The organism is Psychrobacillus sp. INOP01, assembly GCF_018140925.1.
Classification (GTDB): Bacteria; Bacillota; Bacilli; order Bacillales_A; family Planococcaceae; genus Psychrobacillus.
Genome location: NZ_CP073315.1, coordinates 1624101 through 1647507 on the forward strand (window position 1 = coordinate 1624101; position 23407 = coordinate 1647507).

Sequence of the window (23407 nt, forward strand, 5' to 3'; positions counted from 1 at the left end):
GGTAATGTTTTCCGCCCACTGTAACCTCATTAAAATTATTAATAGATGTTATTCAGATCTTCTATTTAATAACAAAAGATTTCTAGCTATTAAAAAACACAATGTGTCTTTGTCGGCTACACATTGTGTTCTTACTATGTATTAAAATTTAACGATCCCTAAGCTAATCCCTAATGCATGATCCACATTTTCCATCACGTCTACGTCTAGGTGGGTGATTTTATCCGTGAGTCGAGATTTATCAATTGTTCTTAACTGTTCCAATAAAATAACCGAATCACGTTCAAAATCATATTCTTTTGCATTTATCTCTACATGCGTTGGTAATTTTGCCTTTTGAATTTGAGCTGTGATAGCTGCCACAATGACAGTTGGACTGAATCTATTACCGATATCATTTTGTATCACCAAAACGGGTCTGGTTCCACCTTGCTCAGACCCGATTACTGGTGATAAATCCGCAAAAAAAACGTCTCCACGTTTTACGATCAAATTTTCATCCTCCACTTACGAGTCGCTCTGTTGTATGTTGAGCTTCGTATTCTGCATGTAAACACTCCGTACAAATGGATAGATTTATATGAGACATCTCAACATAGCCCTTCATCATCGCTTCTCTTATAAGATTTGCCTGACCATTTTTTATATATTCATTTGCTTGGACACGAACGAAACTTTCTACGCCAGTTAATGATTGTTTTACGGTTTTTACTCCTTCATTAACCAATTGATGTGGAAGCTGAATAATCGCTTCCTTTTTCTTTTTATCACTTACCACAGCAAACACCTCCGACAAAACATTTCCCTATATGACAATATACTTCATCTTACCATTTCTCAAGATGAAATAAAAGACATTACGAGAAATGGTTAGACAAATTATGCATATATTCTTAAATTTTGTCGAAAGTTTATTTGCTATATATTCTAGGGATTCTATTGGAAAATGTGCAGCAAACTTCATATGGGATAGTTTGCAGTGCTTCAGCCCATTCTTCTATAAGGATCTCCTCTGTTTCTTGTTTACCTATTAATACAACTTTTTCACCAATCTTCACTTTTTCATCGAGACGAACCATGCATTGATCCATACAAATTTTCCCGACGATTGGCATCTTTTTTCCTTTTATCAATACAGATTGATTGTGTAGTTTTCTTAATAAGCCATCTGCATAACCAATCGGAATTGTTGCAATCCACTCATCTGATGGAGCTACATATGTAGCTCCGTAACCAATGGTAGAGCCCTTTGGAACCTTTTTTACATGCGCAACCTCCGTGTGCAACGTAAGTGCTTTTTCTAACGGAAATGGAAGTTCCCCATTAACCCAAGGGGATGGTGATATCCCATACATAGATATACCAAAACGCACAGCATTCCAGTGTTGCTCAGGATGTATCAAAGCCGTTGCACTATTAGAGGTGTGTACTAGGGTAGGTCTTTGCTCAAATACATTTAATAACTTTTCAAATCTTGTAACTTGTTGTTGGAATAGTGTTTGTTCTTCCTCATCCGCGGTTGCAAAATGCGTGAAAACGCCCGTAATATGCAACCAATTTCTTTCACGAATGAAAGCAAGTGCCTGCTGTAGCTCTGTTTCTTCCGTAAAACCAATTCTGCCCATACCGCTATCAATCTTTATATGCAGCTTCAAAGGACTTTGGAAATTCCGAGTAGCATTTAGCCAATCATATGAATATGCTGTAAGTGTAATGTTCTGTTTGGAAGCCTCCTCCAAGAAAGAGAGCGGGGATGTACCTAGTAAAAGTATATCCGCTTGAATACCCGCTTCCCTTAAGCGCAATGCCTCTTCCGGCGTGGCAACCGCCAAGAGAATGGCTCCTGCTTTTAATGCAGCTCGCGCAACAGCAATATCTCCATGGCCGTACCCATTTGCCTTAACTACTGCAATCACTTCTGTATGTGCTGGAAGTGTTTCCTTGAGTCGTTTTATATTATCTTGTATGGCTTGTAAATTTACCTTGATGAATGTAGGTCGGTAATGCTCTTGCGACATATAGTTCCCTCTTTTAATCAGTTTAAATCGATTATCCTACTAGTGTAATGAAGTAGTCAACCCTAATCACTTTAAACCACCAGTAGTCATTGATGCCGCAACTTCAATCATTTCTTCTTTTGTTAAAGTAGAAGAAGCAATAAAGAATGACATTCCGTCTTGTTCCCAAGAAAGAGATTGGTCTGTTATCGCACCAATTGCAACTCCTAGATCAACTGGATCTCCAGGTGAAAATACAGGAATGATAGAAGAATCGCCTTGTTCACTACGATGTTGAATAATTGTAAATTCTTTGTCTCCGCTATAGGTTAAAATAATTCTTTTTTCTCCGTCGACTTCCATTACTTTTTCATCAATGTTATGCACTTGATCCCATTTTAACATTGGATAATACGTTTCAAATTCAGCATCATCGATCTCCGCTGATGTCTCTACTGTTTCTTCCGTGCCTTCTGCTTTACCAGTAGGTTTTTGTTCAATCTTATATTCCGCTGCTGCACGTGTTTTTCCTAGCGATACTTTGTTGAATTTAATGTGAATTTGTTCTTCTTTGTTTTCATTCATGATAGAAACATCTGTTGGTAGTAATGTCTTTTTATTTATATAAATTTTTTGATGCGGCAGCATGTTTTTATGATTATTACTAGTTTTTGTTTCAAAGACATAATTGTCTCCTTCTTCTTTGAAGGTTGCTGTTTTATCTTTTTTGATGTCGTTAGCTAGCGAACCGATCAAATATGCTTGGCTATTTTCAGTTGGCCATTTGCTTTGAAACTTATACGTTTTGTTTAGTGCTGGTGTTACGACAAATACGCCTTCTGTGTTACGAATTATCATTTGCGTATTCTCAGCATTTGTATCCGACACCTCTACTCGGTAAAAATCTGGTTTAGTATGCCAAACTTCCACACCGTACACTCTTGGTTCATCCCCAGTCAAGATGCTCATCTCAGCTGTGAGTTCATATCCCTTTGTATCCACCCACTTGTTACTTAGTTTTTTCACAACGTCTTCTTTCGAATCGGCTCCACATGCAGATAGTACTAAGATTGTTACAAATAAAAATAATAGTTTAGCCACTCGGCTCTTCAATCAGTCCATCCTTTCTATTATCACTGCGTTCATTCATTGTATGTAGATGGACGACCGGTTATGATTGTAGAATTACCTGAGCAGCCGCATAAACTTTTGTATGAGTTATAGAAACAAATCCATTAACTTCTATTCCCTTAAAATACAGGATTGGCTTACCAGAAGGTTCTTTAAGAATTTCAATGTCTTGAAAACTGCAATCTTTCCCTATTCCAGTTCCTCGCGCTTTAGAAAATGCTTCTTTTGCTGCAAATCTTCCTGCTAAATATTCTATTTGTCTTGCCTCTGATAATTCGTTTAATTGAACTCTTTCTTTGTCGGTAAGTATACGCTCTTCAAATTTACGTGTTTTAGCTTGAATTAATTTTATTCTTTCTATTTCAGTTATATCTAATCCTATTCCAGTAATCACGAATGTTTCTCCTTTCCAAATATCCTTCTTACAGGATATACTATTAGTAGAAAACTTGAGGTGAAATAATGTTTAGTAGAACAGAAAATTTTAAACAATACATAAAACTATATCCAGTTGTTTCTTCACTGCTCGCATTAAATATAGTTATTCACTTGTTAACTTTGGTTCCAATACTTGGATCGCAACTTTTTAATTTTGGCGTTCATTTCAACTTATTAATCAGTGAGGGGGAATACTGGCGTTTACTAACTCCTATATTCTTGCACGCTAACTTTGCTCATTTATTATTTAATATGTTTTCTTTATACATATTTGGACCAGAGTTGGAGCAATTAGCTGGGAAAGCTCGTTTCCTTACTATCTATATACTAGCGGGATTAGTCGGTAATATTGCCACATACTTACTGCAGGACTGGAATTATACGAGTGTCGGGGCTAGTGGCGCGATTTATGGTATATTCGGTGCTTTTGGGGCTTTAGTATATTATACGAGAAATTTCATGCCACAGCTAAAACAAATCATTATTCCGATTATTGTCATTGGTGTCATTATGACATTCTTACAGCCACAGATTAATGTTACTGCCCATATTGCAGGGTTAATAACCGGTTTTATACTTGGAATGGTTTACTTCCACCCAAAACGGATTGCCGCATGGAAAAAACGTAAACGTAAGCTTAAATCTGTGTAACATAATAGAGACCGGGCAAAAAAGATGCCCGGTCCTTTTAGTTCAAAACTTGTTTCTAGCGTTTTCAGTAGGCTCTGAACAGACTTTTGGCTACATTATTATCGATTGATTTTTTGGAGTTGCTGGTCGTGACTAACGTCACGACCAGCAACTCTTTTCTCGGTAATCTTATCGCGTTGTCTGTCCGTCGCCCTCCTACAACTTTAGGAACTGGTTTAGTGCATTCTTATCTAATGAAAGAAACGATACTTTCTAATCCATAAGATAAGCTCACGAAGATGCAATTTCGTTCGCTATTTCGCTTCTTTATTTGGTAAACACTTACTATTCCTTTATATTTCCACTTCTAATTCAGATAGCTATTACAGGAGATCTAATCCTATTATCTTAGCGATAAGCTATGCTAATTCCTCCCGATAGGTACTAATCACTTTATTAATTGAAGTGAAAGGCGACGACTCCGGAGGGATCATTGAGACTGACGGAACTTCACAACGAAAGCGAAGCGGCGGTGAAGGTTCATCGCTCACACCTCAGAAAGCGTCCGCCTGAAACGGAAATCAATACACTTTCTAATCTTCAAAAAAGAACAGCCACTACAAAGGCTGTTCTTTTTCTATATCTATAGGTTCTATTCTAGCTGGTTCATACCATTCCATTAGACTTTCTGCATCAGTTTTTTCAATATGCTGGATAGTAGTAGCCGATCCAGACACACCAGACTTGATAGTAGTCATAATAGAAGAAACGTCTGCTTTTTTTTGAAAATACGTAGTACGTTCTGTCATTGCCTGAATACGTTTCTTTTCCATCCATATAGATACTCTACTAAATAGGCGATACTGCACAACTAGCTGTTTTTCATCCATCCAAAATCCAGCAGTCTTGTGCTGCCATGCCCCAAATAGAAAGCTTAGCGGAAATAGTAATAGAGAGAACAATCCAAACGGATAAAAGAAATAACTAACAACTGCCGCCACTGGTATCATCCACAAGAAATCTAAACGATAGAAAAACTTTCTAGAGCGCTTCGGAACTCGTGTAAAACTAGGTTCAAAGTCGTAATTAGGAAAGATTTGAACGAGAATAGGATTAATTTGGTCCTTTTTAATAAGAGGGATTAATCTAATTTTCTCGTCCTTCTCAGCTAAAGACCCCCCAGCACTGTCAACGATGACTGTCGCGTGCCCTGTAAGCTGACGTAGCGGATTTTCTACAATACGTACTCCTTGTATACGAGATAAAGGAATTGTAATCTTTTTCTTTTCGAGTAATCCTCTAGTTATTATGATTTCCTCATCTTCTACCCGAATAGTAAACTCATAGTAATTAATAAAAGTAATCGCCACTGATACAATCCAAGCAACAAGTAGTACAAAGAATACAGATAAAGCGATTAAGAGCGCCCCAAACCTGATAAACATAATAATTTCATTATAAATAGTTTCGTATGGGATTAATTCCGAGAATTGCGAGACAAACACAGCTAAACCCGAGAAAAAGACACCTACTCCCCCAGATGTACTAGCGAGAATGAGTAAGTCCTTTTGTGACATACGGAACAAAGGCTTTCGTTGTTCTATTACCTGATCTTCTAGTTGAAGCGTTTCATCAAGCATATCTGATTGCTTATTTTTGGCGAAATTCATTTCTTTTTTTATTTGTTCGGCTGCTTCTTTGGAAATTGCTGTCAATTCTGCATCCGCCTCTTTAGTTGCTCCCCCACCAGCCGTTTCTACCTTCACCTTTACTAACCCGAATGGTCTATGAAAGATACCCTCCGTGTAATTTAAGCTTTGAATGCGCTCAAATGGGATATATCTTTTTTTCTTCACGAAAAGACCATATTCAATGCGGAGCTCTTCCTCTTCGAACCAGTAACGAAATCTTTTCCATTTAATAATTCCGCTAACCAACATTGCGACTAATACTACTGCATAAATAATATAGATTATATAGGAGCTCCAGCCATCAGAGTCCCTACCTCCTCCAAATCCATTTACTGCAATGACTACAACTAATGGAACAATCATTTCTTTTAATACTTTTACAAAGTTAATAACTGCAGATATAGGATGTAAAGTAAATTTTTCTTTAGACATCATCTTCCGCCACCCTTGCAAGTACAGAAATTCTGCCTCGAAGTTCATCTGCCTCTGAAGTTATGAGTGCAGGAATTGTATGACTAGTTGCAGCAGTCGAAATAGTAATCGACGATAAATCATACTTTCTCAAAATAGGTCCCTGTTCTGTATCTACATGCTGTACACGAACCATTGGCACAAGCGTTCTTTTGACGATAAACAAACCATGTTGCAATTCGATTTCTTGTTCACGCACTTCGTATCTCCAACGAGTCCATCTAATTTTCGGAAATAAATAAATTAATAAATATCCAACGAGTAATATCACTACTCCATCTACTATGTATAGCCATATATATTCCCCTGTGAAATAATTGATAACCCCTACTCCAATACCTACTAGTAAGGCAATTAAGGATTGAAATATTCCATAAATTCTCCATACACGTAACCCTTTTTCAGATAACCGATTGATTGGTTCTTGTCTCATATTAACCCCCCTCTTTCATCATTGTATACGAAACCAACAATAAAATGTTTCAATATATTACAACTTTCTACTAGTCTTCAAAAATGAAGTCCACTTTCTTAATAGCCTACAGTTTAGTTTTCCAAAATAAAAAGGATGAGCTTACATTGAAATGTAAGCTCATCCTTTGAAATTTTGTCCAGTTTCAGCACCTAACCTTGCGAGTCGCTTCAGAATATTTCGCTAAAGGAAGCCTTTACACGAAATGTCTCAGCGCTTGCATAGGTGCTTACGCTTTTCTTTTTAGTTTTCGCTACGTGATGAACGAGTTCTTGTGCTACGTTGTGTAGAACCATCACGGGGACCACTGCTACGACGTCCGCTTGAACTTGGGCGTGAACCGCCACCTGAACGAGGTCCGCGATCGCTGCTTCCACCACGACTACCTGATGAACTACGTCCGCCTCCGCCGCTACGGTTACCTTTGTAACCACCGCCGGAACGAGAACCGCCTCCACCACTACGTTCTCTACGAGCAGGTAGTGGACGTTCTTCAGAAAGAGAAATCGGAGTATCATCCGGTTCTTTCGTCATTGATTTTAAAGCTGCAGCAATTACATCCACTGCTTCATATTTCTCAAGCATTTCTTGTGCTAATGGACGGTAATCGCCTAAATCATTTTTGTTTACAATTTCAGATAAAGATTCTACTGCTACACGTTTAAGTCCAACTAGAGCTTCATCTGAGCTTGGAGGGATTAAAGCTTCCATACGTTTTTTCGTTGTATTCTCAACGATACGTAAGTATCCCATTTCTCTAGGTGTTACGAATGTAGTAGCGATACCACTTTTACCCGCACGACCTGTACGACCGATACGGTGAACATAGCTTTCAGGATCTTGTGGAATATCAAAGTTATATACATGCGTTACGCCAGAGATATCTAATCCACGTGCAGCTACATCCGTCGCAACAAGAATATCAATTTTATTTGATTTGAATTGTTTTAGTACAGACATACGTTTCGCTTGGCTTAAATCACCATGAATTCCTTCTGCAAGGTAACCACGAATGCTTAGAGCATGTGCTAATTCGTCAACTCTACGTTTTGTACGACCAAAGATAATCGCAAGTTCTGGTTGGTGTACATTTAATATTCTTGAAAGAACATCAAATTTTTCACGTTCAGTAGCTTTTACGTAGAACTGTTCAATGTTTTCAACAGTCATTTCTTTAGACTTAATCTTTACTTCAACTGGATCTTTCATGAAGCGATCAGCAATTTTACGAATCGGTCCTGGCATTGTAGCAGAGAATAATAATGTTTGGCGATCAGCAGGAACGCTTTCCAAAATTGTGTTGATATCTTCAATGAATCCCATGTTAAGCATTTCATCTGCTTCGTCTAAGATAAGTGTTTGAACTTGATCAAGTTTTAACGTACGACGGTTGATATGGTCAAGAATACGACCAGGTGTCCCTACGATAACTTGTGGTTTGTTTTTAAGTGCACGGATTTGACGGCTAATTTCTTGCCCACCGTATACTGATAATAGACGAACCTTTTTGTCATACCCTAATTTGTAAAGCTCTTCCGAAACTTGGATTGCAAGTTCACGTGTTGGAGCGATGATTAATGCTTGGATGTTCGGGTTTTTAGTATCAATTTTTTCAATCATAGGGATACCAAATGCAGCAGTTTTACCTGTACCAGTCTGTGCTTGACCGATAACGTCGCGTCCACCCATAGCATGTGTAATAGTACCTTCTTGGATTGGTGTTGCTTCTTCAAACCCCATACGTTGTACGGATTTTAATGTAGAAGCGCTAATATTTAATTCTGAAAAATTTGTCAAAATTTTAATCTCCTTTTTGTTCTGTTTTGACAAATGGTTACATTTTCAGATGAAATTGCGGCAAATTCGAGCCTATACGAGGAACGTTTCCGTTACTTAAAATTCTCTGTGGTTTTAGATCAGAGGGGTCTTATATAAAGGGAAAGCCCGGTCTTTTGCCGAGCGGTCTGTTAATGAGTGATCATGCAATACTACTTCAACAAACCGTTATGTTCAAAAAAAAGTACTCTTCAATAAACGCTGAAGAGTCTTCACACAAAATGTATCCATTGCTCTAAACGTAGTATATCATGCAACAAACTCAGTTGCAATGAATAAGCAACTGTTATAATTATTAGTTAATTAATAGTCTCTTCCTCCTCCTCTTTCCCTAAAAAATTTAGTGCCGTGCTAAACCAATCTTCGCAGTCCTCGCTATAGCAAATATGGTGTTTCCCTAATTCCGAATAGACAATTTCCTTTTTCAAAGATCCAATTTCATCGTAGATAAACTGGGCAGTGGCATAAGGGACAATACCATCTTTTTTACCTTGGACTATATAGACTGGTACTGTAATTTGACCATAATAGGGCTGAACTATACGTACTAATCGAATAAATTCTAACGTCGCTGGAAATGGAGTACCCTTTACTTTATAACTGTATTGTTTATATAGAGAATTTTCCTCAAGCTTACCGACAACTGCTTCCTTTGCTATATCCTTTATATCTTGTAAAAGCTGTGCCGGATATATATACTTCGCTGCAGCACTCAATAAAACAAGCTTGTGTATTGGATAACGATTCGCTAAGTACATTGCAATAATTCCACCCATTGAAAATCCCACAATAATTACACGGTCCACTTCATTTTGCAGCTGTCTAAGAGTTTGTTCTGCCGCCATCATCCACGATTCTGCCGTTACATTTCTTAACTCCAATGTTTCGCCATGACCAGGTAATGTAGGAACAACAATATGCCAGTCAGTATGTTCTTGTAAATAGTCAACAAATGGTTGAATTTCATATGGTCCACCTGTAAAACCGTGAATACCTAATACTCCTGTTTTCATTGTCCCCACACCTGTCATATTATTTTCGGAACGGCTCAATAACTCTTTCTAACTGCATTCCCCTTGAGCCCTTCACTAAAACAATAGAGCGATCATTTATTTTTTTTGCTAAAAAAGCAACGAGTTTTTCTGCGTCGTCATTGACCCAAATAAGTTGTTCAGCTGTAAATTTTTTGACTAGCTTGTTATATAGCCACTCCATACGAGGCCCATATAAGCAAACTCCGTCAAAGACCTTATTGGAAATCGATTTGCTCATCTCTTCATGGTATTGCTGCTCATTATCTCCAAGTTCGAGCATATCACCTAGTACTAGCCACCTTACTGGCTTAATAGAAGACTTTTCAAGGAAGGAAATTGCCGCACGCATGGAAGTCGGAGCAGCATTATAAGCATCATTAATGAAAATCGCACCATTATTTCCTTCGATCACCTGCATACGCATATCCGTCAAAACTATTTGTTTTAACGCTTCACGCATCTGCCCTGCAGTCAATCCAATTTCTTTTCCGATCAACAGCGCAGCAAGTGTATTTTTCACTTGATGCTCACCTAACACAGGGATAGACATTTCCTCGTTTAGCTCTCCCTCTACACGGAAGGTACTCCCTTGCTCGGTAAAGCCCACTTCAGAAATACGCAAATCATTTTGCTCCTGAACACCAAAAGATTTTGCCTTTATATTAGGAGCATTTTCTACAAATGGACGAAGTAATGGTTCATCCCCATCATAGAATAATTCCCCCTCATTATCTAATCCTTCAATGATTTCAAATTTCGCTTTTGCAATCCCTTCACGAGAGCCAAGATCCTGCATATGTGCTTCCCCAATATTCGTAATGACTACATATTTTGGCTTAGCTAAATTGGATAAAAATTCGATTTCTCCAAAGGAGCTCATACCCATTTCGAGTACCGCAAACTCCGTATCTTCTTCTAGAGAAAGAATAGTTAAAGGTAAGCCTAGCTCATTATTAAAGTTACCCTCTGTCTTTTTTACACGGAAATAAGGTGACAACATGCCTGCCACTAAATCTTTTGTGGACGTTTTGCCATTAGATCCAGTAATGCCAATAAACACCGACTTCAGTTCAGCTCGATAAGCCTCTGCCATTTGCTGAAGTGCATCTTCCCCACTTTCTACAAATAAAAGCGGAACGTCCTCAGGTGGATTCGGTTCGTCCTTCAGCCAAAGTGATGCCGCTGCTCCTTTTGCAAAAGCATCCTGAACAAATCGATGACCATTGACTTGTTCTCCACGAAACGGGATAAATAAATCGCCTGGTTGAATCGTTCTCGTATTTATGGAAACTCCCGTAACAACGGGATTATCAGCTGTTTTCTTTTGAATGTGTAACCAATCTGCTATATGCGCTAATGTTTTTTTCACTTGATCACTTCCCGTCTTTCGAGTGTTCAAGCTGCTGTTTTTCTTCATGGCGTTCAATTGCCAAACGTATAAGTTCTTCTATTAAGCTCGGATAAGAAAGTCCTGATTCCATCCAAAGCTTTGGATACATGCTGATTGGTGTAAAGCCAGGCATTGTATTTACTTCATTGATAATAACTTCATCTAAATCCGTTACAAAAAAGTCTGCCCTAACAAGGCCTGAACAATCCAATACTTTAAACGCACGAATAGCAGCATCCTCTAACTTTGCTTGAAGATCCCCGGAAATTTCAGCAGGAATTGCGTAATTCGTTGTACCATCCTCATATTTTGCTTCGTAATCATAGAAATCCTTGGTCGGTAGTACTTCCCCTGCAACGGAGCATCTTGGTTCATCATTTCCAATGACACTCATTTCAATTTCACGCGCAAAAATCCCTTGCTCCACTATAATTTTACGGTCATATTTAAAAGCATATTCCACCGCTTTGATAAGCTCTTCTCGATTTTTAACCCTACTAATACCAACACTTGAACCAAGATTGGCAGGCTTTACAAATAATGGCCATTGTAGATTTTCCTCCATTTTTTGAAGTAAAGCATCTTGATTCTTTTTCCACTCTTTACTTATGAAGTAGACATAAGGAACTTGAGATAAGCCAGCCTGTGCAAATAATTGCTTCATCACCACTTTATCCATCCCAGCAGCAGATGCCAATACGCCATTACCTACATATGGTAAGTTCAATACTTCTAACAATCCTTGTACCGTTCCATCTTCCCCATTTGGTCCGTGCAAAAGAGGGAAAATCACATCAAGCTGAGTTGTATCGTCCCCTTGTTCCGGTAGAAAACTAGAAATGGTATTCGGATTTGTGATTTCGCTGCCGAATTTTAGAGATTCAAGTGACTCTACTGGTGCAGTTAACTGCCCCTCTTTTCTCCATTCACCTGTTTTCGTTATGAAAATTGGATATACTTCATATTTATCAAAATTGATCGCTTGAGAAACTGCTCTCGCTGTAAGTAGCGACACTTCATGCTCTGCAGATTTCCCACCGTATAATAAGCCCACTTTAATTTTCATTAGTTAAGTTACCTCCATGTTTTGGATACTATTAGTTTATCACGGACAGCCTCAATAGTTGAGTAATTACCCAAACAATTTTAGACCCACTACTCCCATGATAATACAGCTTAGAAAGAATAATTTCTTTCTACTTTTTTTCTCCTGAAATAAATACATCCCCAGAAGAACGCTTCCTGCAGCCCCAATTCCTGTCCATACAGCATAACCAGTACCGACTGCAATTTCTTTTAACGCTAAAGACAATAAGAAAAAACTTAAAGAAGCAGAGATAACTGTGAGAATTGTAAATTTCACTTTTTTGAAGCCATCAGATAACTTCATACAAATAACAAATGCCACTTCAAATAGCCCAGCGATTATTAATAAAATCCACTCCATTATCTCGCCTCCTCTTCATCATCATCCACTAATTTTAGACCGATGATCCCAAATAGTAGGACAAACAAAAAGAAGAGCTTACCAAAGCCTACCTCTTCCCCAAACCAAATAATCCCTACAATAGCCGTGCCTGCTGCTCCAATGCCTGTGAATATAGCATATGCTGTACCGATCGGAATCGTCTTCATAGCTTTAGCAAACAGGAAAAAACTTACGATTAAGAATATAATCGTAACAATAGAAGGGACAAGCTCCGTAAATCCATGAGCCTCTTTTAAACCAATTGCCCATATTATTTCTGTCAGTCCTGCAATTATTAATAAAATCCAAGCCATATATTTCACCTCATTAAATAATAAACGCCCCTGCCCCTTCTTCGTGGCAAAAGCGTCCTATTTATACTTCTATCAAGACATCAAAAGGCCTAGCCATATGTAACTTTAAATCCTCCAAAACTTCATCTGGGAAAATATTCTCAGGGAGAATGCGAATTTCAATACCATAATTAGATTTATCTGTTTTGAACAAAGACATAAGCACACCATCTTCAAACATTTCGTTATGTTCTGTCATCTTTTCTGCAGACAATCTTGGTAATACGATATTGTTTTTTTTACGCCAAAAAGCGGTTGACTTTGACTTTTCAGCAATCAGTTGGGTAAAGACACTTGCAACTAAATGGTTGAAGTCTTCCATATCTCGGAAATATATTTTTGTAATTTTCTCACCTTCGTCCGATAGATAGACAAATCTATTTTGTAGGTGATGATAAAAAGGCGATCGAAAAGATTCTTTTTTATGTGCAATGTATAGTAGCTCCGCTTGTTCTTGAGGAGAAAGCATATTTAATTTGCGCTCATCTTCAAAATCCATGAAGCAAACTTCAAAAGGTCCTTCTGCAAATTCCTTTATAAAGTGGTTGTATTGCTCGGGAACTATAAATTCAAGCTGTGTATGCATATTAAAAGAAGCATCATCATACCTATGCTTTAGCAATAAAAGAGCGGACAAGTCAGAGAAATTCCTTATAAATTGTTGAACCGTAATCCCGCTAAACAAAGCAAAGTGCTCTACCTCATTCACGTGAACATATAAATGAGTTAAATACTCATCTGTATCTCTCATTTCTTTTTTTGCCACTAAACTCACTCCTTTATCTGTTCATAATAATAGCATGAATTATCCTAGGAAACATCTTTATTTCCCCGACGTCTCTATTAAACCATCAAGCAAAAAATATCATTATACGCTATAATAAGTGAATGAAATTTGAAGGAAATATAGGTGACTTTACATGGAGAACAAAAAAGGCTTTGCTGATCGTTTCGATTGGACACTTGCTTTTATCATATTATTATTTCTAATCATTAGTTTACTTGCTATTTCGTCCGCACAAACATCTGGACAATATGCAATAAATTTTATACCAAAACAGCTATTTTGGTATGTTGTCGGTATCGTTATTATTGGCATTGTTATGTTTTTTGAACCAGAGCAATATAAAAAATTATCCTGGTATATTTACGGAATCGGGGTAGTTCTACTACTTATCCTTTTCCTTTTGCCTGATAGTTTAGCTTTAGTAAAACCACGAAATGGGGCAAAGAGTTGGTTCCACTTGCCTGTAGGTGATATTCAGCCTGCTGAATTTATGAAGACCTTCTATATACTAGGACTTGCCCGATTAATCACGATTCATAATGAGAGAAATCTTATTAAAACAGTAAAGACAGATATAATTTTGCTAGTAAAAATTGGGGTTACACTAATTATCCCTCTAGCATTTATCCTTACTCAGCCCGACCTTGGCACCTCGTTAGTGTTCCTAGCAATCACTGCGGCACTTATTATAGTCGCTGGAATTACATGGAAGATAATTCTACCCATCTTTTTAGGAGGGATAGGAATTGGTGGTCTACTATTGTGGATGGCCGTCTATATGCAAGATTTTTTGAGTGACAAGTTTGGTTTTAATCCATACCAATTTGCACGTATTTATTCTTGGTTGGATCCCTACTCTTATGCAAATGATGAAGGGATGCATTTAATCACTTCTTTGAATGCAATTGGCTCTGGAGAGATTTTTGGCAAAGGCTATGGCGAGCGTATTGTATATGTTCCGGAAAATCATACCGACTTTATATTTGCTGTAATTGGAGAGGAATATGGTTTTGTAGGAGCAAGCATTGTTGTAAGTCTTTACTTCTTACTTATTTTTCATTTGACGAAAATTACACTTCAATTAAAAGATGCGTATAGTACGTATGTCTGTGCGGGAATTATCGCAATGATTACATTCCATGTATTTGAAAATATTGGTATGACCATTCAATTATTGCCTATTACGGGTATACCTCTTCCATTTATAAGTTATGGTGGTAGTTCTCTCATGGGGAATATGTTAGCTATTGGTTTAGTATTTGGTATGAAGTTTCATCATCGAACTTATATGTTTGCGAAAAACGAAGACGATTAATTTAGTTAAAGCGTGTGGAGAAAGAGACTTATGTCCATTCTCTACACGCTTTTTATAGGTGGGACAGGATAAGAAAAAACGGGCCGTTGATTTCCGCTCCGAGCGGACGCTTTCCGTGGGCACGGCTTCAGCCGCTTCCTGCGCTCCAATCAACAAACGTTCCATTTATAAAACGGATAAAGCAGGATTATTGATTCTGGAGAGTTCCGTGAACCCAGTTTTCACGGTACATTTTTATATACTTTATTCCCTTTTTAAAAAAAGAAGATGACTCTAACTTCATTTACTAACGAAGTTTCAAGTCACCTTCTTTTTAGTTTTGTGCGTGAGGACTTTGTGCTGGTGGTGCTAAAGCTTTAAGTAGGTCAAGTCTAGATTTCGTCATTGTAACAGTAACACCAAGCTTTGAAAGATTACTTACAATTTTCTTCAAATCAACTTCCTTTGCCATTGAATCCACCTCGTCCTTCTATTTAATAATTACGTTTTTCTTTAATAAAAGTTTCTTTTTTTTAACTAATTTCTTCATTTTATTATACCACTTATTACCTAAGTTGAATCTTTCAATTTTGTTACATATATTATGGACTTGTAAACCATGCTATTTCCTAAAGGAGTGAATGGTTTGAATATAAAAGATGTAATGAGTAAAGAAGTAGTAACCTGCAATCCTCAGGATTATGTAAGTGAAGTGGCAGATCAAATGCGAACACTAGACATTGGATGTTTACCCGTAGTCAGTAACAATAAATTAGTTGGAATGATAACGGATCGGGACATCGTGACAAGGTCGGTTGCCAAAGATATGAAAAGCAAAGTGGAGGATGTCATGACTAAGTCCGTTATCTCCGTTTCTCCAGAAGATTCCACATCCGACGCTTCTATTGTTATGGCACGCAATCAAGTTCGACGACTCCCCGTAATGGACGATGGCAAACTCGTTGGCTTCGTCTCCTTAGCGGATTTAGCTTTCCCTTTCCCACATGTCCAAGAAATTTCTAATGCTATGGAAAGTATATCCGAACCACGGCAATTCTAAACATACGAGCTATCCTAAATTAGGATGGCTTTTTACATTTCACCACCGAGCGTTGCTAGTGCTTCAATGGCACTTAACTCGGTTTCTGCTGTCTTAAATGCTATCCGATTACAACGTGTCAAACAGGGTAAAAACGTGTAGTATAGAGGATAGAAGATTTGCAGAAAGCAGGTTTGATGCATGAATAAGATTATGTTTATATTAATGTCTATCCAATTTTTGGTTTATCTTGGCTTTGGAATTATCATTCCAGTATTGCCAGAGGTTATTTTAGAGCAAAATTATAATGAAATTCACGTTGGTGGTCTATTGACGGTCTACTCTTTAGCTTCCTTTTTCACTGCTCCATTATGGGGAATGCTATCAGATCGTATTGGACGAAAAACGCTTATTTTAATCGGTTTAGTGGGCTTCAGTTTAAGCTTTTGGTTGTTTTCTTTATTTTTTGATTCTCTCTTTATGCTCTACTTGTCTCGTGTAGTTGGTGGATTATTTTCCGGTGCTCTTTACACAGCAGTTACTGGATTTGCGGCTGATTTATCCAATGAAGAGAACCGAAATAAGTATATGGGATTCCTCGGCATGTCGATTGGTTTAGGGTTTATTTTTGGTCCAGCAATCGGCGGAGTATTAGGGCATATAGACTTGGCACTTCCGTTTACAGCTTCCGCGATTTTATTGCTCGTGATTTTTGTTTATGCTTTAATTATTTTAAAGGAACCAAAACGTACGGGTGAAGCAAATAAACGTGCACTCCTTCCGAAAGGAGCAGCAAGTCTATGGAGCTATCGCATTAAATATCTATTCCTATTTTCGTTCATGGTAACGTTTTTACTAGCAGGTCTTGAAGCTACATTCCAGCTGTTTCAAATCGAAAGAATCGAAATTACTCCACTACAAATCGGCTATCTGTTTATGTTCAGTGGATTTGTCGATGCAGCAATTCAAGGTGGTGTTGTCCGCCGCATTAAAAATGGTACAGAAACAAAGTGGCTATTATATGCGCAAATTGTTACAGCGGTTGGATTATTCATGACTGTCTTCACTCAAAGTATTTTCTGGGCAGGACTGTCCCTATGTGTGTTCACCGCAGGAAATGCGCTAGCGCGAACTACAATTGTTTCGCTAACTACGAAAGAATCTGGCGGACGCTATGGTACAGCCGCCGGGATGTCCTACTCGATGGATAACCTAGGTCGCATTATCGGTCCATTATTGTTCGCTTGGCTGTTTACAATGCAACCTGACAATATTTATATGTTATCTGGGGTGCTTGCCGTTCTTTCTATTGGTTTAATCTTCGCATATCGCAAGTCAACGAAGTCACTGAAGAATGTTGCGTAGAATTGCGCTTTAATAGGAAACAGGTGAAAGAAAACGTATTGTTTTCTCTCACCTGTTTTTTTGTGGATTAAGTTCTCTCGTATAAGAGTTAATCCCTCTCGAATAGGTTTCATTCTCTCTCGTATCACTGGTAGTCCCTCTCGTATATGCCATGCTCTCTCGTATAGGCATGGATCTCTCTCGTATAAGGGCTATTCATTCTCGTATAGGATAGTTTCTCTCTCCCACCACAAAACCTGATCAACTTTCCGTTTTCAGATAACCCACTTTTTTCTGTCCAAGTTCTGGATGGGCTGATCTGACTACAGAAGGTCTTGCCAAGAATAGAGTTACTAATATCAGCAAAATACTAGAGACAATTAAAATACCTTCTGCTGGGAAGACATCGTATAAGAATCCAAACAAAACCATTCCAAGAGGCATAAGAGCCAACGCGCAAGTTTCAATTATAGAAAATACACGCCCTTTATAATCATCTTCTATCATTTTCTGCATCATTACCTGTATCGGCGTGTTTGTCACAATCATTGATACTCCAAAGAAGAACATTAGTACAATATAAAATACAACTATCACTATATAGGACATATTGATTAACAATGGCAAAGCAACTGCTCCCATAAGAACTCCCAAGACAATAATTCCCCATTTAGATACTAGAAACGGAAATTTCAATTCCTTCCGTGCAGAGAAATAGATAGACAGTAGAAGCATCCCAATCGCAAATGCCCCCTCAGTAAAACCGAAGTGTTGAGCACTAACCTTCAATTTTTCAATTAGAATAAATGAGTATCCTACCTGATAGGCACCAAACAAGAAGTTGATAAATAAGGAGATAACAACCATTGTTTTTAAAATAGGTTTCTTCATCAAGTAACGGAAGCCCGCTTTCATACTCTCTAGCATTGATTCCTTAGGTTCCCCTTCAACAACTACTTTTCGTTTAGCAAATAGTTTAAAGTCCATCGTAGATTCCAAAATAACCGCTATAACGGAAGCAACCATATACATAATTAAAAATACAGGCATAGATACCGCTCCGTAAAGAAGTCCTCCTACTGCTGGGCTTCCAATAGCTGCAAAAGAGATGGACATTTGATTGAGCGACATCGCTTTTTGAATTCGTCCCTCGTCAACTAATCCTGTAATAGACGAACTAAAAGTCACTCCGGAAAATAAAGAAGTTAACGATAGGATCACAGTCGTACTATAAATAGCTACTAATGATAAACCCGCCGTCAAACTCACAATAAGTAAGCCACTAATTGCAAGTGTCGTAGCAATCTGCGATACGATGACAATCATTTTACGAGAATACTTGTCAGCAGCATATCCTGCAAACGGAGCAACCAATGTCCTCGGTAAAATGCTACAAATCAGATTTAGCGCAAAACTCGACGCAGATCCCGTTAACTGCAAAATGTAAAAACTAATAGCAAATGAATACACCTGTGCACCAAAAGTGGAAACAAGCTTACTAACCGTGAACGTCCACAAGTGATATGTTGCTTTTTTAAGCTTTAATACTTCATCCATCTTCCCTACCCCTTTGTTTTAAGAATTATCAAAAAGTTTAATTTAATTAAACAAATAATACCATAGTTTTCCTTCCTTTTCAACAAAAAGTTTAATATAATTAAACTAAATAAAGAGGTGAAAAAGTTGTCCACATTAGGCGAACGAATTCGTACATTACGTAAACAGCAGAAAATGACGCTTGAAGCGTTAGCTGGCACAGAGTTAACAAAGGGCATGCTCAGTTTAATAGAAAACAACAAAGCAAATCCTTCCATGGAAAGCTTAAATTATATCGCATCACAGCTAGGTGTTGAAGTAACTGAGTTACTGGAAGAAATAAGCGGACAAGAGTTGCGAAAGATATTGGATCAAGCAGAATTACTGTTCAATACAAAGTACGATGAACACAAAGATGAGTTTAAACGCGTGATGAATCTAATAGAACCCTTAATTCCAAAACTAACTCAAGGATATGAGGCAACGCGCTTACTCGAGTTATATGGAAGATGTTTATCTTATTCTTCCCCAAATGAATCAGTTGTTCTATTGCAAAAGGTTTCTAAAATGTATGAAGACTTGAACTTGATAACAAAAAGAGCTGAAATAGGAACATATCTTGCAATAATTCCATTTATGAATCATCAATATCAAGAAGCGTTAGATATTCTGTTAGCAGAACGAAAAAAACTGGAAGCAAATCCTTTATGGATTGATCCGTTATCAAGAATGGATTATGACTATTACGAAGCCGCGTTTTACTTTGCAGTCGGGAAATACGAGGACGCCATTCGAATGATGAACGAAGCCATTCAGTATTCCAATGAACATAAAATATTTAATCACATAGACAATCTATTTAGGTTGGCAGCAGCGCAAGCAATGATGGAAGAAGATGTAGAGAAAATGGATTATTATTTGAAAAAACTTGAAGCCTACAGCGAATTTGCTGATGACGAGGATTCTAGAGTTTTTATCCATTATGCTAATATTCATTACTTAAACACGTTTAAGAAAAGGTACGAAGAGGCAGACGCTTTATACCATAAGTTTTCCATTGACCAGTTAAATGTAAAGTTATTCACTCCGTACTTCCTGCTTGAAAGAGGTAAGACTTTATACGGTTTAGGACGTTTGGAGGAAGCATTTGTTCAATTGGATAAAGTAACGATTCCCGAAATCACCCACCATCCAATCGATTTATCCATTTTCTATGAAAAGGATGCATACATTGCATTATGCTACCTAGAACAAAACCAAATAGAAAAGGCAATAAGAGCAGTAAAAGTAGCAATGACCAATGTTAAAGAAATGCCGGACACACCTTATAAAATATTTATCCAAAATGTATATGAGAAAGTGATGAAACATTGATAGGGGGGATCGGATAATTGAAGAAAAATTGGTTTTTAGGAATACTAATTATCATATTAATAAGTTGGATTGTTAATATAATTTACTTTGAACTACATCAATTAGAAGAGCCTGTCATATTAGATGCTTACATTGACATTCCTGCCTCCGAAAACACTATTTTCTCTTTATTTTATTTGACTAACAGCAGTGAAGTGGTGGAGTTAGAATCCCTAATTGCTGATGGATATACCTACAGCAATGAACAAAACTTTTTCCCATGGTTTGGAGATGTGACTGCTCAATCGTACAGACAAGAATTTACACATCAATATTTAAAACAGGCAAGTTTTACATTTGATGATGAATCATTGAAACAAGTGTTAAAAGGATTTCAGGCCAATGAACTATACGCACGTTTTACAAATGGTCAGGTTGTATCTGTCCAATTGGAGAAACTGAATTTCCGAACACCACATAACGAACAGAACTTCATATCGAGTAAAGCTGGATTCGGAAGCAACCAAGGGATTGAAGGAAACCTTCTTGAGGCATCGGAAACTGTTAGGATGGATGCGATTGCACTTCCAGATTCACTACTAAATCATGTTGACCTCAAGGTGCAGTTATTATCCGACACTTCCTCCGTCGAAGCAAAGGTTGATAAACTAGCGAGCATGAATTGGGAGGATATCGCCGCTCCACTATACGATGATATAGAGTGGCCTTTAGAAATTCAGAAAGGTGATTCGGTCGGACTAATATTTCAAATAAAGGATAGCGATTCTTATATAGATATTGTCAATGATTGGTCGGGTATAACTGAATCCGGAGAAACCTTTACTCATACTTTTCCTCTTCTAATTGAACCCAATCTTTCAAAACAGGATGTTGTTGATATCGTTCAGAAAGCAAGAGGTGAATGAAAATGAAACAAGGATTCCAACAACTCTTTATCGGCTTTCTATTCGTCTTTCTTAAAATCCAAATTATTGTGGATATTTTACCAGATTTTATTGGCTATATTTTTATATATAACGGTATTAAGCAAATCTCGACTTTATCAAATCAGTCATATGACAAACTAAAAACACTTTGCATTGTTTTAGCAATTATATCTGTCCCTAATTTCTTCTTGAACGATCAGATGATTCAGCAAATCGAATGGCTTATATATTACCCAAGTTTGTTAAACCTGATCAAAATTGTGCTTGTTTATTACTTATTTGATTTACTGCGGGTTGTTGCTAAATTGCTTCCCACGGAGGAAGCGATTTATAGGACAAATCGTATATTCTCCTGGTATATGGTCGTAACGCTTAGTACACTATTAACTCAATCTTTTTTGATGAACATTTCAATGGATATAAGTATTCAACTAATGATTATCGTTATTGTCGCTTCTTTCATTATCGAGATTGCATTTCTTGTGTACTTACGTAATATACAAAAACAGTTCCCAAAAGATAGTGTGATTGAGAAATTTGTATAGCAAAAGGGCTGACATCTATTCATTTTTTGATAGAATCAGCCCTTTCTCTATTAGATTTTCACAATTAAGATCTGACGAGACGCTAAAAGTTACCCTTGGTATAAACGATAGTTGTCTAGCCAATCCATGAACTTTACCCAGGCATCTTCAAAATCTGGTTGAATACAGGATACCTGCAGTAAGCCCTTTTCCATTAAATAATCGCTTTTATAGTGAAGGTCGAATCCGGACATTCTTGCATCCTCCGATAGATAAGGAAATTTTTCCTCTTTCCATGTGAAAATCATCGGATAGTGGTTTTCCGAAAGCAATTCAATCCCATGCTTGGAAACTTCCCCTTCTATAAATCGCATTCGACTATGTAACAAATTGTACCTTGCTCCATTTTCATAGGATTTTAACGCAACCTCTAAACTATGTACAAACTGGGAAGGCATCGTAAAAGGTATTACATTATTCGCGCTTAATCCCAGATCTAAATATGAAGGAATATTACTACTCGATGTTATTTCTGTGTTAGCGAATACAAAGGCTAATCCGCTCATAGTCCCAATGGCTTTCCCACTCACACCTGTAGCAAGATATACTCCTTCTAAGTTAAATGGAAGTGCCCCAAACGAGCTTACACAATCCATGCATAACAGCACATTATATCGGTTACATAATAACTTCATTTCTTCCATGCTATTTAACATTCCTGTAGACGTTTCACCATGTACCATTAAGAGCCAACTATATGCCCCAGTAGCCAATTTTTCTTCAATATACTTCAGGTTATAGGACTGCCCCCAATCAAAAGGAGCAACATCAAAAGATATCTGCCAACGTTTCGCTTGTTTTTCCAAGCGGTCACCAAAAGCTCCGTTTTTGACGATCAGGCCATTCTCTCCTAATACGTGTATCTGCGCTATCATAGCTTCATTTGCAAGCGTACCACTACCTAATAACAAGTGGACATATGCTGCACCACTCATCGATAATAGGTCTTTCCTTACTCGTTCTAGCATGACTTTAAACTCATGTGTTCGATGAGACACAGGTCTCACAGAAAATGCTTGCTGAATTGCTTCAGACTGTTGCACTGGCCCCGGATAAAACGAATATCTTTTCTGTTTAAATCGGGCTGCAACGGAAAGGTCGAAACGATCTCTAGTTAGTACCATAGGGATAAATTTGGCTTCCTCTGTACCCACTGGATCTGCAAAAGGTTCAAAGCCAAGCTGATTATATAATTTCTGTTCCCTTACTGTTCCCGATATTACAGCTGCCCCATATCCATTTTCATAAGCGTAATCGGATAGAGCACGTGCTAAGTAATAAAACACTCGTCCGTTTCGATGTGCCTTATCAACAGCCATTAATCGTACTTCACATAACAATCCGGTTAATGCATCCTTTGGAAGAAATTCTTCCACCGGACCAAGCTTTAAATCGAGAGAAAAGGGACGCGCAGCTCGAAACGCCACCATCCCCGCTAACTCCTGATCCTTTAGTACAATGACATATACATTTTCATGATGAAACGCATCGACCCGCATCCCACTAGGATCCGGCTCATGCTGTGGTATCTCCTCCACAAACGTTTCATAATTTAGTCGTGCAATAGCTTCAAATTCTTTTTCTGTTCGTGCAATTTTACACCAATACATCC

General features: G+C 37.8%; 24 protein-coding genes. 7 read left to right on the forward strand and 17 right to left on the reverse strand.

The window, feature by feature from the left end:
• Nucleotides 1–141 precede the first annotated feature (141 nt).
• The 5 genes from KD050_RS08170 to acpS all read right to left on the reverse strand — a co-directional run bounded on the left by KD050_RS08170 (nt 142) and on the right by acpS (nt 3522).
• Nucleotides 142–492, reverse strand: a complete 351-nt coding sequence (locus tag KD050_RS08170; RefSeq protein WP_211895677.1) for a type II toxin-antitoxin system PemK/MazF family toxin — start codon at nt 490–492, stop codon at nt 142–144.
• Between the two features lie 4 nt (nt 493–496).
• On the reverse strand, nt 497–778 hold the full coding sequence (locus tag KD050_RS08175) for a transcriptional regulator (protein ID WP_235753945.1): 282 nt from the start codon (nt 776–778) through the stop codon (nt 497–499).
• Between the two features lie 133 nt (nt 779–911).
• Complete coding sequence (gene alr, locus KD050_RS08180) at nt 912–2018, reverse strand: alanine racemase (protein WP_211895679.1); 1107 nt, start codon at nt 2016–2018, stop codon at nt 912–914.
• Between the two features lie 66 nt (nt 2019–2084).
• The gene (locus tag KD050_RS08185) at nt 2085–3110 is read right to left on the reverse strand and encodes a LolA family protein (RefSeq protein ID WP_211895680.1); all 1026 of its coding nucleotides are present in this window, start codon (nt 3108–3110) and stop codon (nt 2085–2087) included.
• A gap of 58 nt (nt 3111–3168) precedes the next feature.
• Entirely contained in the window at nt 3169–3522 is a 354-nt protein-coding gene (acpS, locus tag KD050_RS08190; RefSeq protein WP_211895681.1) for a holo-ACP synthase, read from the reverse strand.
• Nucleotides 3523–3590: 68 nt separating this feature from the next.
• Here acpS and KD050_RS08195 point away from each other — a divergent pair, with 68 nt between their 5' ends.
• Nucleotides 3591–4217 (forward strand): rhomboid family intramembrane serine protease, encoded by a 627-nt coding sequence (locus KD050_RS08195; protein WP_211895682.1) that lies wholly within the window; start codon nt 3591–3593, stop codon nt 4215–4217.
• A 596-nt stretch (nt 4218–4813) separates the two neighbouring features.
• Here the strand turns inward: KD050_RS08195 and KD050_RS08200 are convergent.
• The 9 genes from KD050_RS08200 to KD050_RS08240 all read right to left on the reverse strand — a co-directional run bounded on the left by KD050_RS08200 (nt 4814) and on the right by KD050_RS08240 (nt 13677).
• Nucleotides 4814–6319 carry a PH domain-containing protein gene (locus tag KD050_RS08200; RefSeq protein ID WP_211895683.1) on the reverse strand — a complete coding sequence of 502 codons (1506 nt, stop codon included), beginning with the start codon at nt 6317–6319 and terminating at the stop codon, nt 4814–4816.
• Nucleotides 6312–6791: a PH domain-containing protein gene (locus tag KD050_RS08205; RefSeq protein ID WP_211895684.1), complete on the reverse strand. Its 480-nt coding sequence runs from the start codon at nt 6789–6791 to the stop codon at nt 6312–6314. The genes KD050_RS08200 and KD050_RS08205 overlap by 8 nt, the downstream gene beginning before the upstream one ends.
• Nucleotides 6792–7073: 282 nt before the next feature.
• Nucleotides 7074–8627 carry a degradosome RNA helicase CshA gene (locus KD050_RS08210; protein ID WP_211895685.1) on the reverse strand — a complete coding sequence of 518 codons (1554 nt, stop codon included), beginning with the start codon at nt 8625–8627 and terminating at the stop codon, nt 7074–7076.
• A 338-nt stretch (nt 8628–8965) separates the two neighbouring features.
• Nucleotides 8966–9679, reverse strand: a complete 714-nt coding sequence (locus tag KD050_RS08215; protein ID WP_211895686.1) for an alpha/beta hydrolase — start codon at nt 9677–9679, stop codon at nt 8966–8968.
• 19 nt (nt 9680–9698) lie between these two features.
• Nucleotides 9699–11069 (reverse strand): UDP-N-acetylmuramoyl-tripeptide--D-alanyl-D-alanine ligase, encoded by a 1371-nt coding sequence (gene murF, locus KD050_RS08220; RefSeq protein WP_211895687.1) that lies wholly within the window; start codon nt 11067–11069, stop codon nt 9699–9701.
• Nucleotides 11070–11073: 4 nt separating this feature from the next.
• Nucleotides 11074–12156 carry a D-alanine--D-alanine ligase gene (locus tag KD050_RS08225; protein ID WP_211895688.1) on the reverse strand — a complete coding sequence of 361 codons (1083 nt, stop codon included), beginning with the start codon at nt 12154–12156 and terminating at the stop codon, nt 11074–11076.
• A 66-nt stretch (nt 12157–12222) separates the two neighbouring features.
• Nucleotides 12223–12537 (reverse strand): DMT family transporter, encoded by a 315-nt coding sequence (locus tag KD050_RS08230; protein WP_211895689.1) that lies wholly within the window; start codon nt 12535–12537, stop codon nt 12223–12225.
• On the reverse strand, nt 12537–12872 hold the full coding sequence (gene sugE, locus KD050_RS08235) for a quaternary ammonium compound efflux SMR transporter SugE (RefSeq protein WP_211895690.1): 336 nt from the start codon (nt 12870–12872) through the stop codon (nt 12537–12539). The genes KD050_RS08230 and sugE overlap by 1 nt, the downstream gene beginning before the upstream one ends.
• 61 nt (nt 12873–12933) lie before the next feature.
• Nucleotides 12934–13677, reverse strand: a complete 744-nt coding sequence (locus tag KD050_RS08240) for a hypothetical protein (protein ID WP_235753946.1) — start codon at nt 13675–13677, stop codon at nt 12934–12936.
• Between the two features lie 154 nt (nt 13678–13831).
• On the opposite strand from KD050_RS08240, the gene KD050_RS08245 reads away from it, so the two are divergent.
• Nucleotides 13832–15013 (forward strand): FtsW/RodA/SpoVE family cell cycle protein, encoded by a 1182-nt coding sequence (locus KD050_RS08245; protein WP_211895691.1) that lies wholly within the window; start codon nt 13832–13834, stop codon nt 15011–15013.
• Nucleotides 15014–15326: 313 nt separating this feature from the next.
• On the opposite strand, the gene KD050_RS08250 is transcribed toward KD050_RS08245, so the two are convergent.
• Nucleotides 15327–15464: an Lmo0850 family protein gene (locus KD050_RS08250; protein ID WP_211895692.1), complete on the reverse strand. Its 138-nt coding sequence runs from the start codon at nt 15462–15464 to the stop codon at nt 15327–15329.
• A 174-nt stretch (nt 15465–15638) separates the two neighbouring features.
• On the opposite strand from KD050_RS08250, the gene KD050_RS08255 reads away from it, so the two are divergent.
• Entirely contained in the window at nt 15639–16052 is a 414-nt protein-coding gene (locus KD050_RS08255) for a CBS domain-containing protein (protein ID WP_211895693.1), read from the forward strand.
• 180 nt (nt 16053–16232) lie between these two features.
• Entirely contained in the window at nt 16233–17396 is a 1164-nt protein-coding gene (locus KD050_RS08260) for an MFS transporter (RefSeq protein WP_211895694.1), read from the forward strand.
• A 240-nt stretch (nt 17397–17636) separates the two neighbouring features.
• Here the strand turns inward: KD050_RS08260 and KD050_RS08265 are convergent, their stop codons facing one another.
• Nucleotides 17637–18932 (reverse strand): MFS transporter, encoded by a 1296-nt coding sequence (locus KD050_RS08265; protein WP_211895695.1) that lies wholly within the window; start codon nt 18930–18932, stop codon nt 17637–17639.
• Nucleotides 18933–19058: 126 nt separating this feature from the next.
• Here KD050_RS08265 and KD050_RS08270 point away from each other — a divergent pair, with 126 nt between their 5' ends.
• Genes KD050_RS08270 through KD050_RS08280 form a run of 3 tightly spaced genes read left to right on the forward strand, consistent with a single transcriptional unit; the run spans nt 19059 to nt 21756 of the window.
• Nucleotides 19059–20285, forward strand: a complete 1227-nt coding sequence (locus KD050_RS08270; RefSeq protein WP_211895696.1) for a helix-turn-helix domain-containing protein — start codon at nt 19059–19061, stop codon at nt 20283–20285.
• A 17-nt stretch (nt 20286–20302) separates the two neighbouring features.
• On the forward strand, nt 20303–21190 hold the full coding sequence (locus KD050_RS08275) for a hypothetical protein (RefSeq protein WP_211895697.1): 888 nt from the start codon (nt 20303–20305) through the stop codon (nt 21188–21190).
• A gap of 2 nt (nt 21191–21192) precedes the next feature.
• The gene (locus KD050_RS08280; protein WP_211895698.1) at nt 21193–21756 is read left to right on the forward strand and encodes a hypothetical protein; all 564 of its coding nucleotides are present in this window, start codon (nt 21193–21195) and stop codon (nt 21754–21756) included.
• Nucleotides 21757–21845: 89 nt separating this feature from the next.
• On the opposite strand, the gene KD050_RS08285 is transcribed toward KD050_RS08280, so the two are convergent.
• Nucleotides 21846–23405 (reverse strand): aminotransferase class V-fold PLP-dependent enzyme, encoded by a 1560-nt coding sequence (locus tag KD050_RS08285; RefSeq protein ID WP_211895699.1) that lies wholly within the window; start codon nt 23403–23405, stop codon nt 21846–21848.
• Nucleotides 23406–23407: the final 2 nt, after the last annotated feature.

Excerpts from the sequence above, each read along its gene's own strand:
- alr (WP_211895679.1), bottom strand. The coding sequence starts at position 2,018 with ATGTCGCAAGAGCATTACCGACCTACATTCATCAAGGTAAATTTACAA.
- KD050_RS08195 (WP_211895682.1), top strand. The coding sequence starts at position 3,591 with ATGTTTAGTAGAACAGAAAATTTTAAACAATACATAAAACTATATCCA.
- KD050_RS08200 (WP_211895683.1), bottom strand. The coding sequence starts at position 6,319 with ATGTCTAAAGAAAAATTTACTTTACATCCTATATCTGCAGTTATTAAC.
- KD050_RS08205 (WP_211895684.1), bottom strand. The coding sequence starts at position 6,791 with ATGAGACAAGAACCAATCAATCGGTTATCTGAAAAAGGGTTACGTGTA.
- KD050_RS08215 (WP_211895686.1), bottom strand. The coding sequence starts at position 9,679 with ATGAAAACAGGAGTATTAGGTATTCACGGTTTTACAGGTGGACCATAT.
- KD050_RS08225 (WP_211895688.1), bottom strand. The coding sequence starts at position 12,156 with ATGAAAATTAAAGTGGGCTTATTATACGGTGGGAAATCTGCAGAGCAT.
- KD050_RS08230 (WP_211895689.1), bottom strand. The coding sequence starts at position 12,537 with ATGGAGTGGATTTTATTAATAATCGCTGGGCTATTTGAAGTGGCATTT.
- sugE (WP_211895690.1), bottom strand. The coding sequence starts at position 12,872 with ATGGCTTGGATTTTATTAATAATTGCAGGACTGACAGAAATAATATGG.
- KD050_RS08245 (WP_211895691.1), top strand. The coding sequence starts at position 13,832 with ATGGAGAACAAAAAAGGCTTTGCTGATCGTTTCGATTGGACACTTGCT.
- KD050_RS08250 (WP_211895692.1), bottom strand. The coding sequence starts at position 15,464 with ATGGCAAAGGAAGTTGATTTGAAGAAAATTGTAAGTAATCTTTCAAAG.
- KD050_RS08260 (WP_211895694.1), top strand. The coding sequence starts at position 16,233 with ATGAATAAGATTATGTTTATATTAATGTCTATCCAATTTTTGGTTTAT.
- KD050_RS08265 (WP_211895695.1), bottom strand. The coding sequence starts at position 18,932 with ATGGATGAAGTATTAAAGCTTAAAAAAGCAACATATCACTTGTGGACG.
- KD050_RS08280 (WP_211895698.1), top strand. The coding sequence starts at position 21,193 with ATGAAACAAGGATTCCAACAACTCTTTATCGGCTTTCTATTCGTCTTT.
- KD050_RS08285 (WP_211895699.1), bottom strand. The coding sequence starts at position 23,405 with ATGTATTGGTGTAAAATTGCACGAACAGAAAAAGAATTTGAAGCTATT.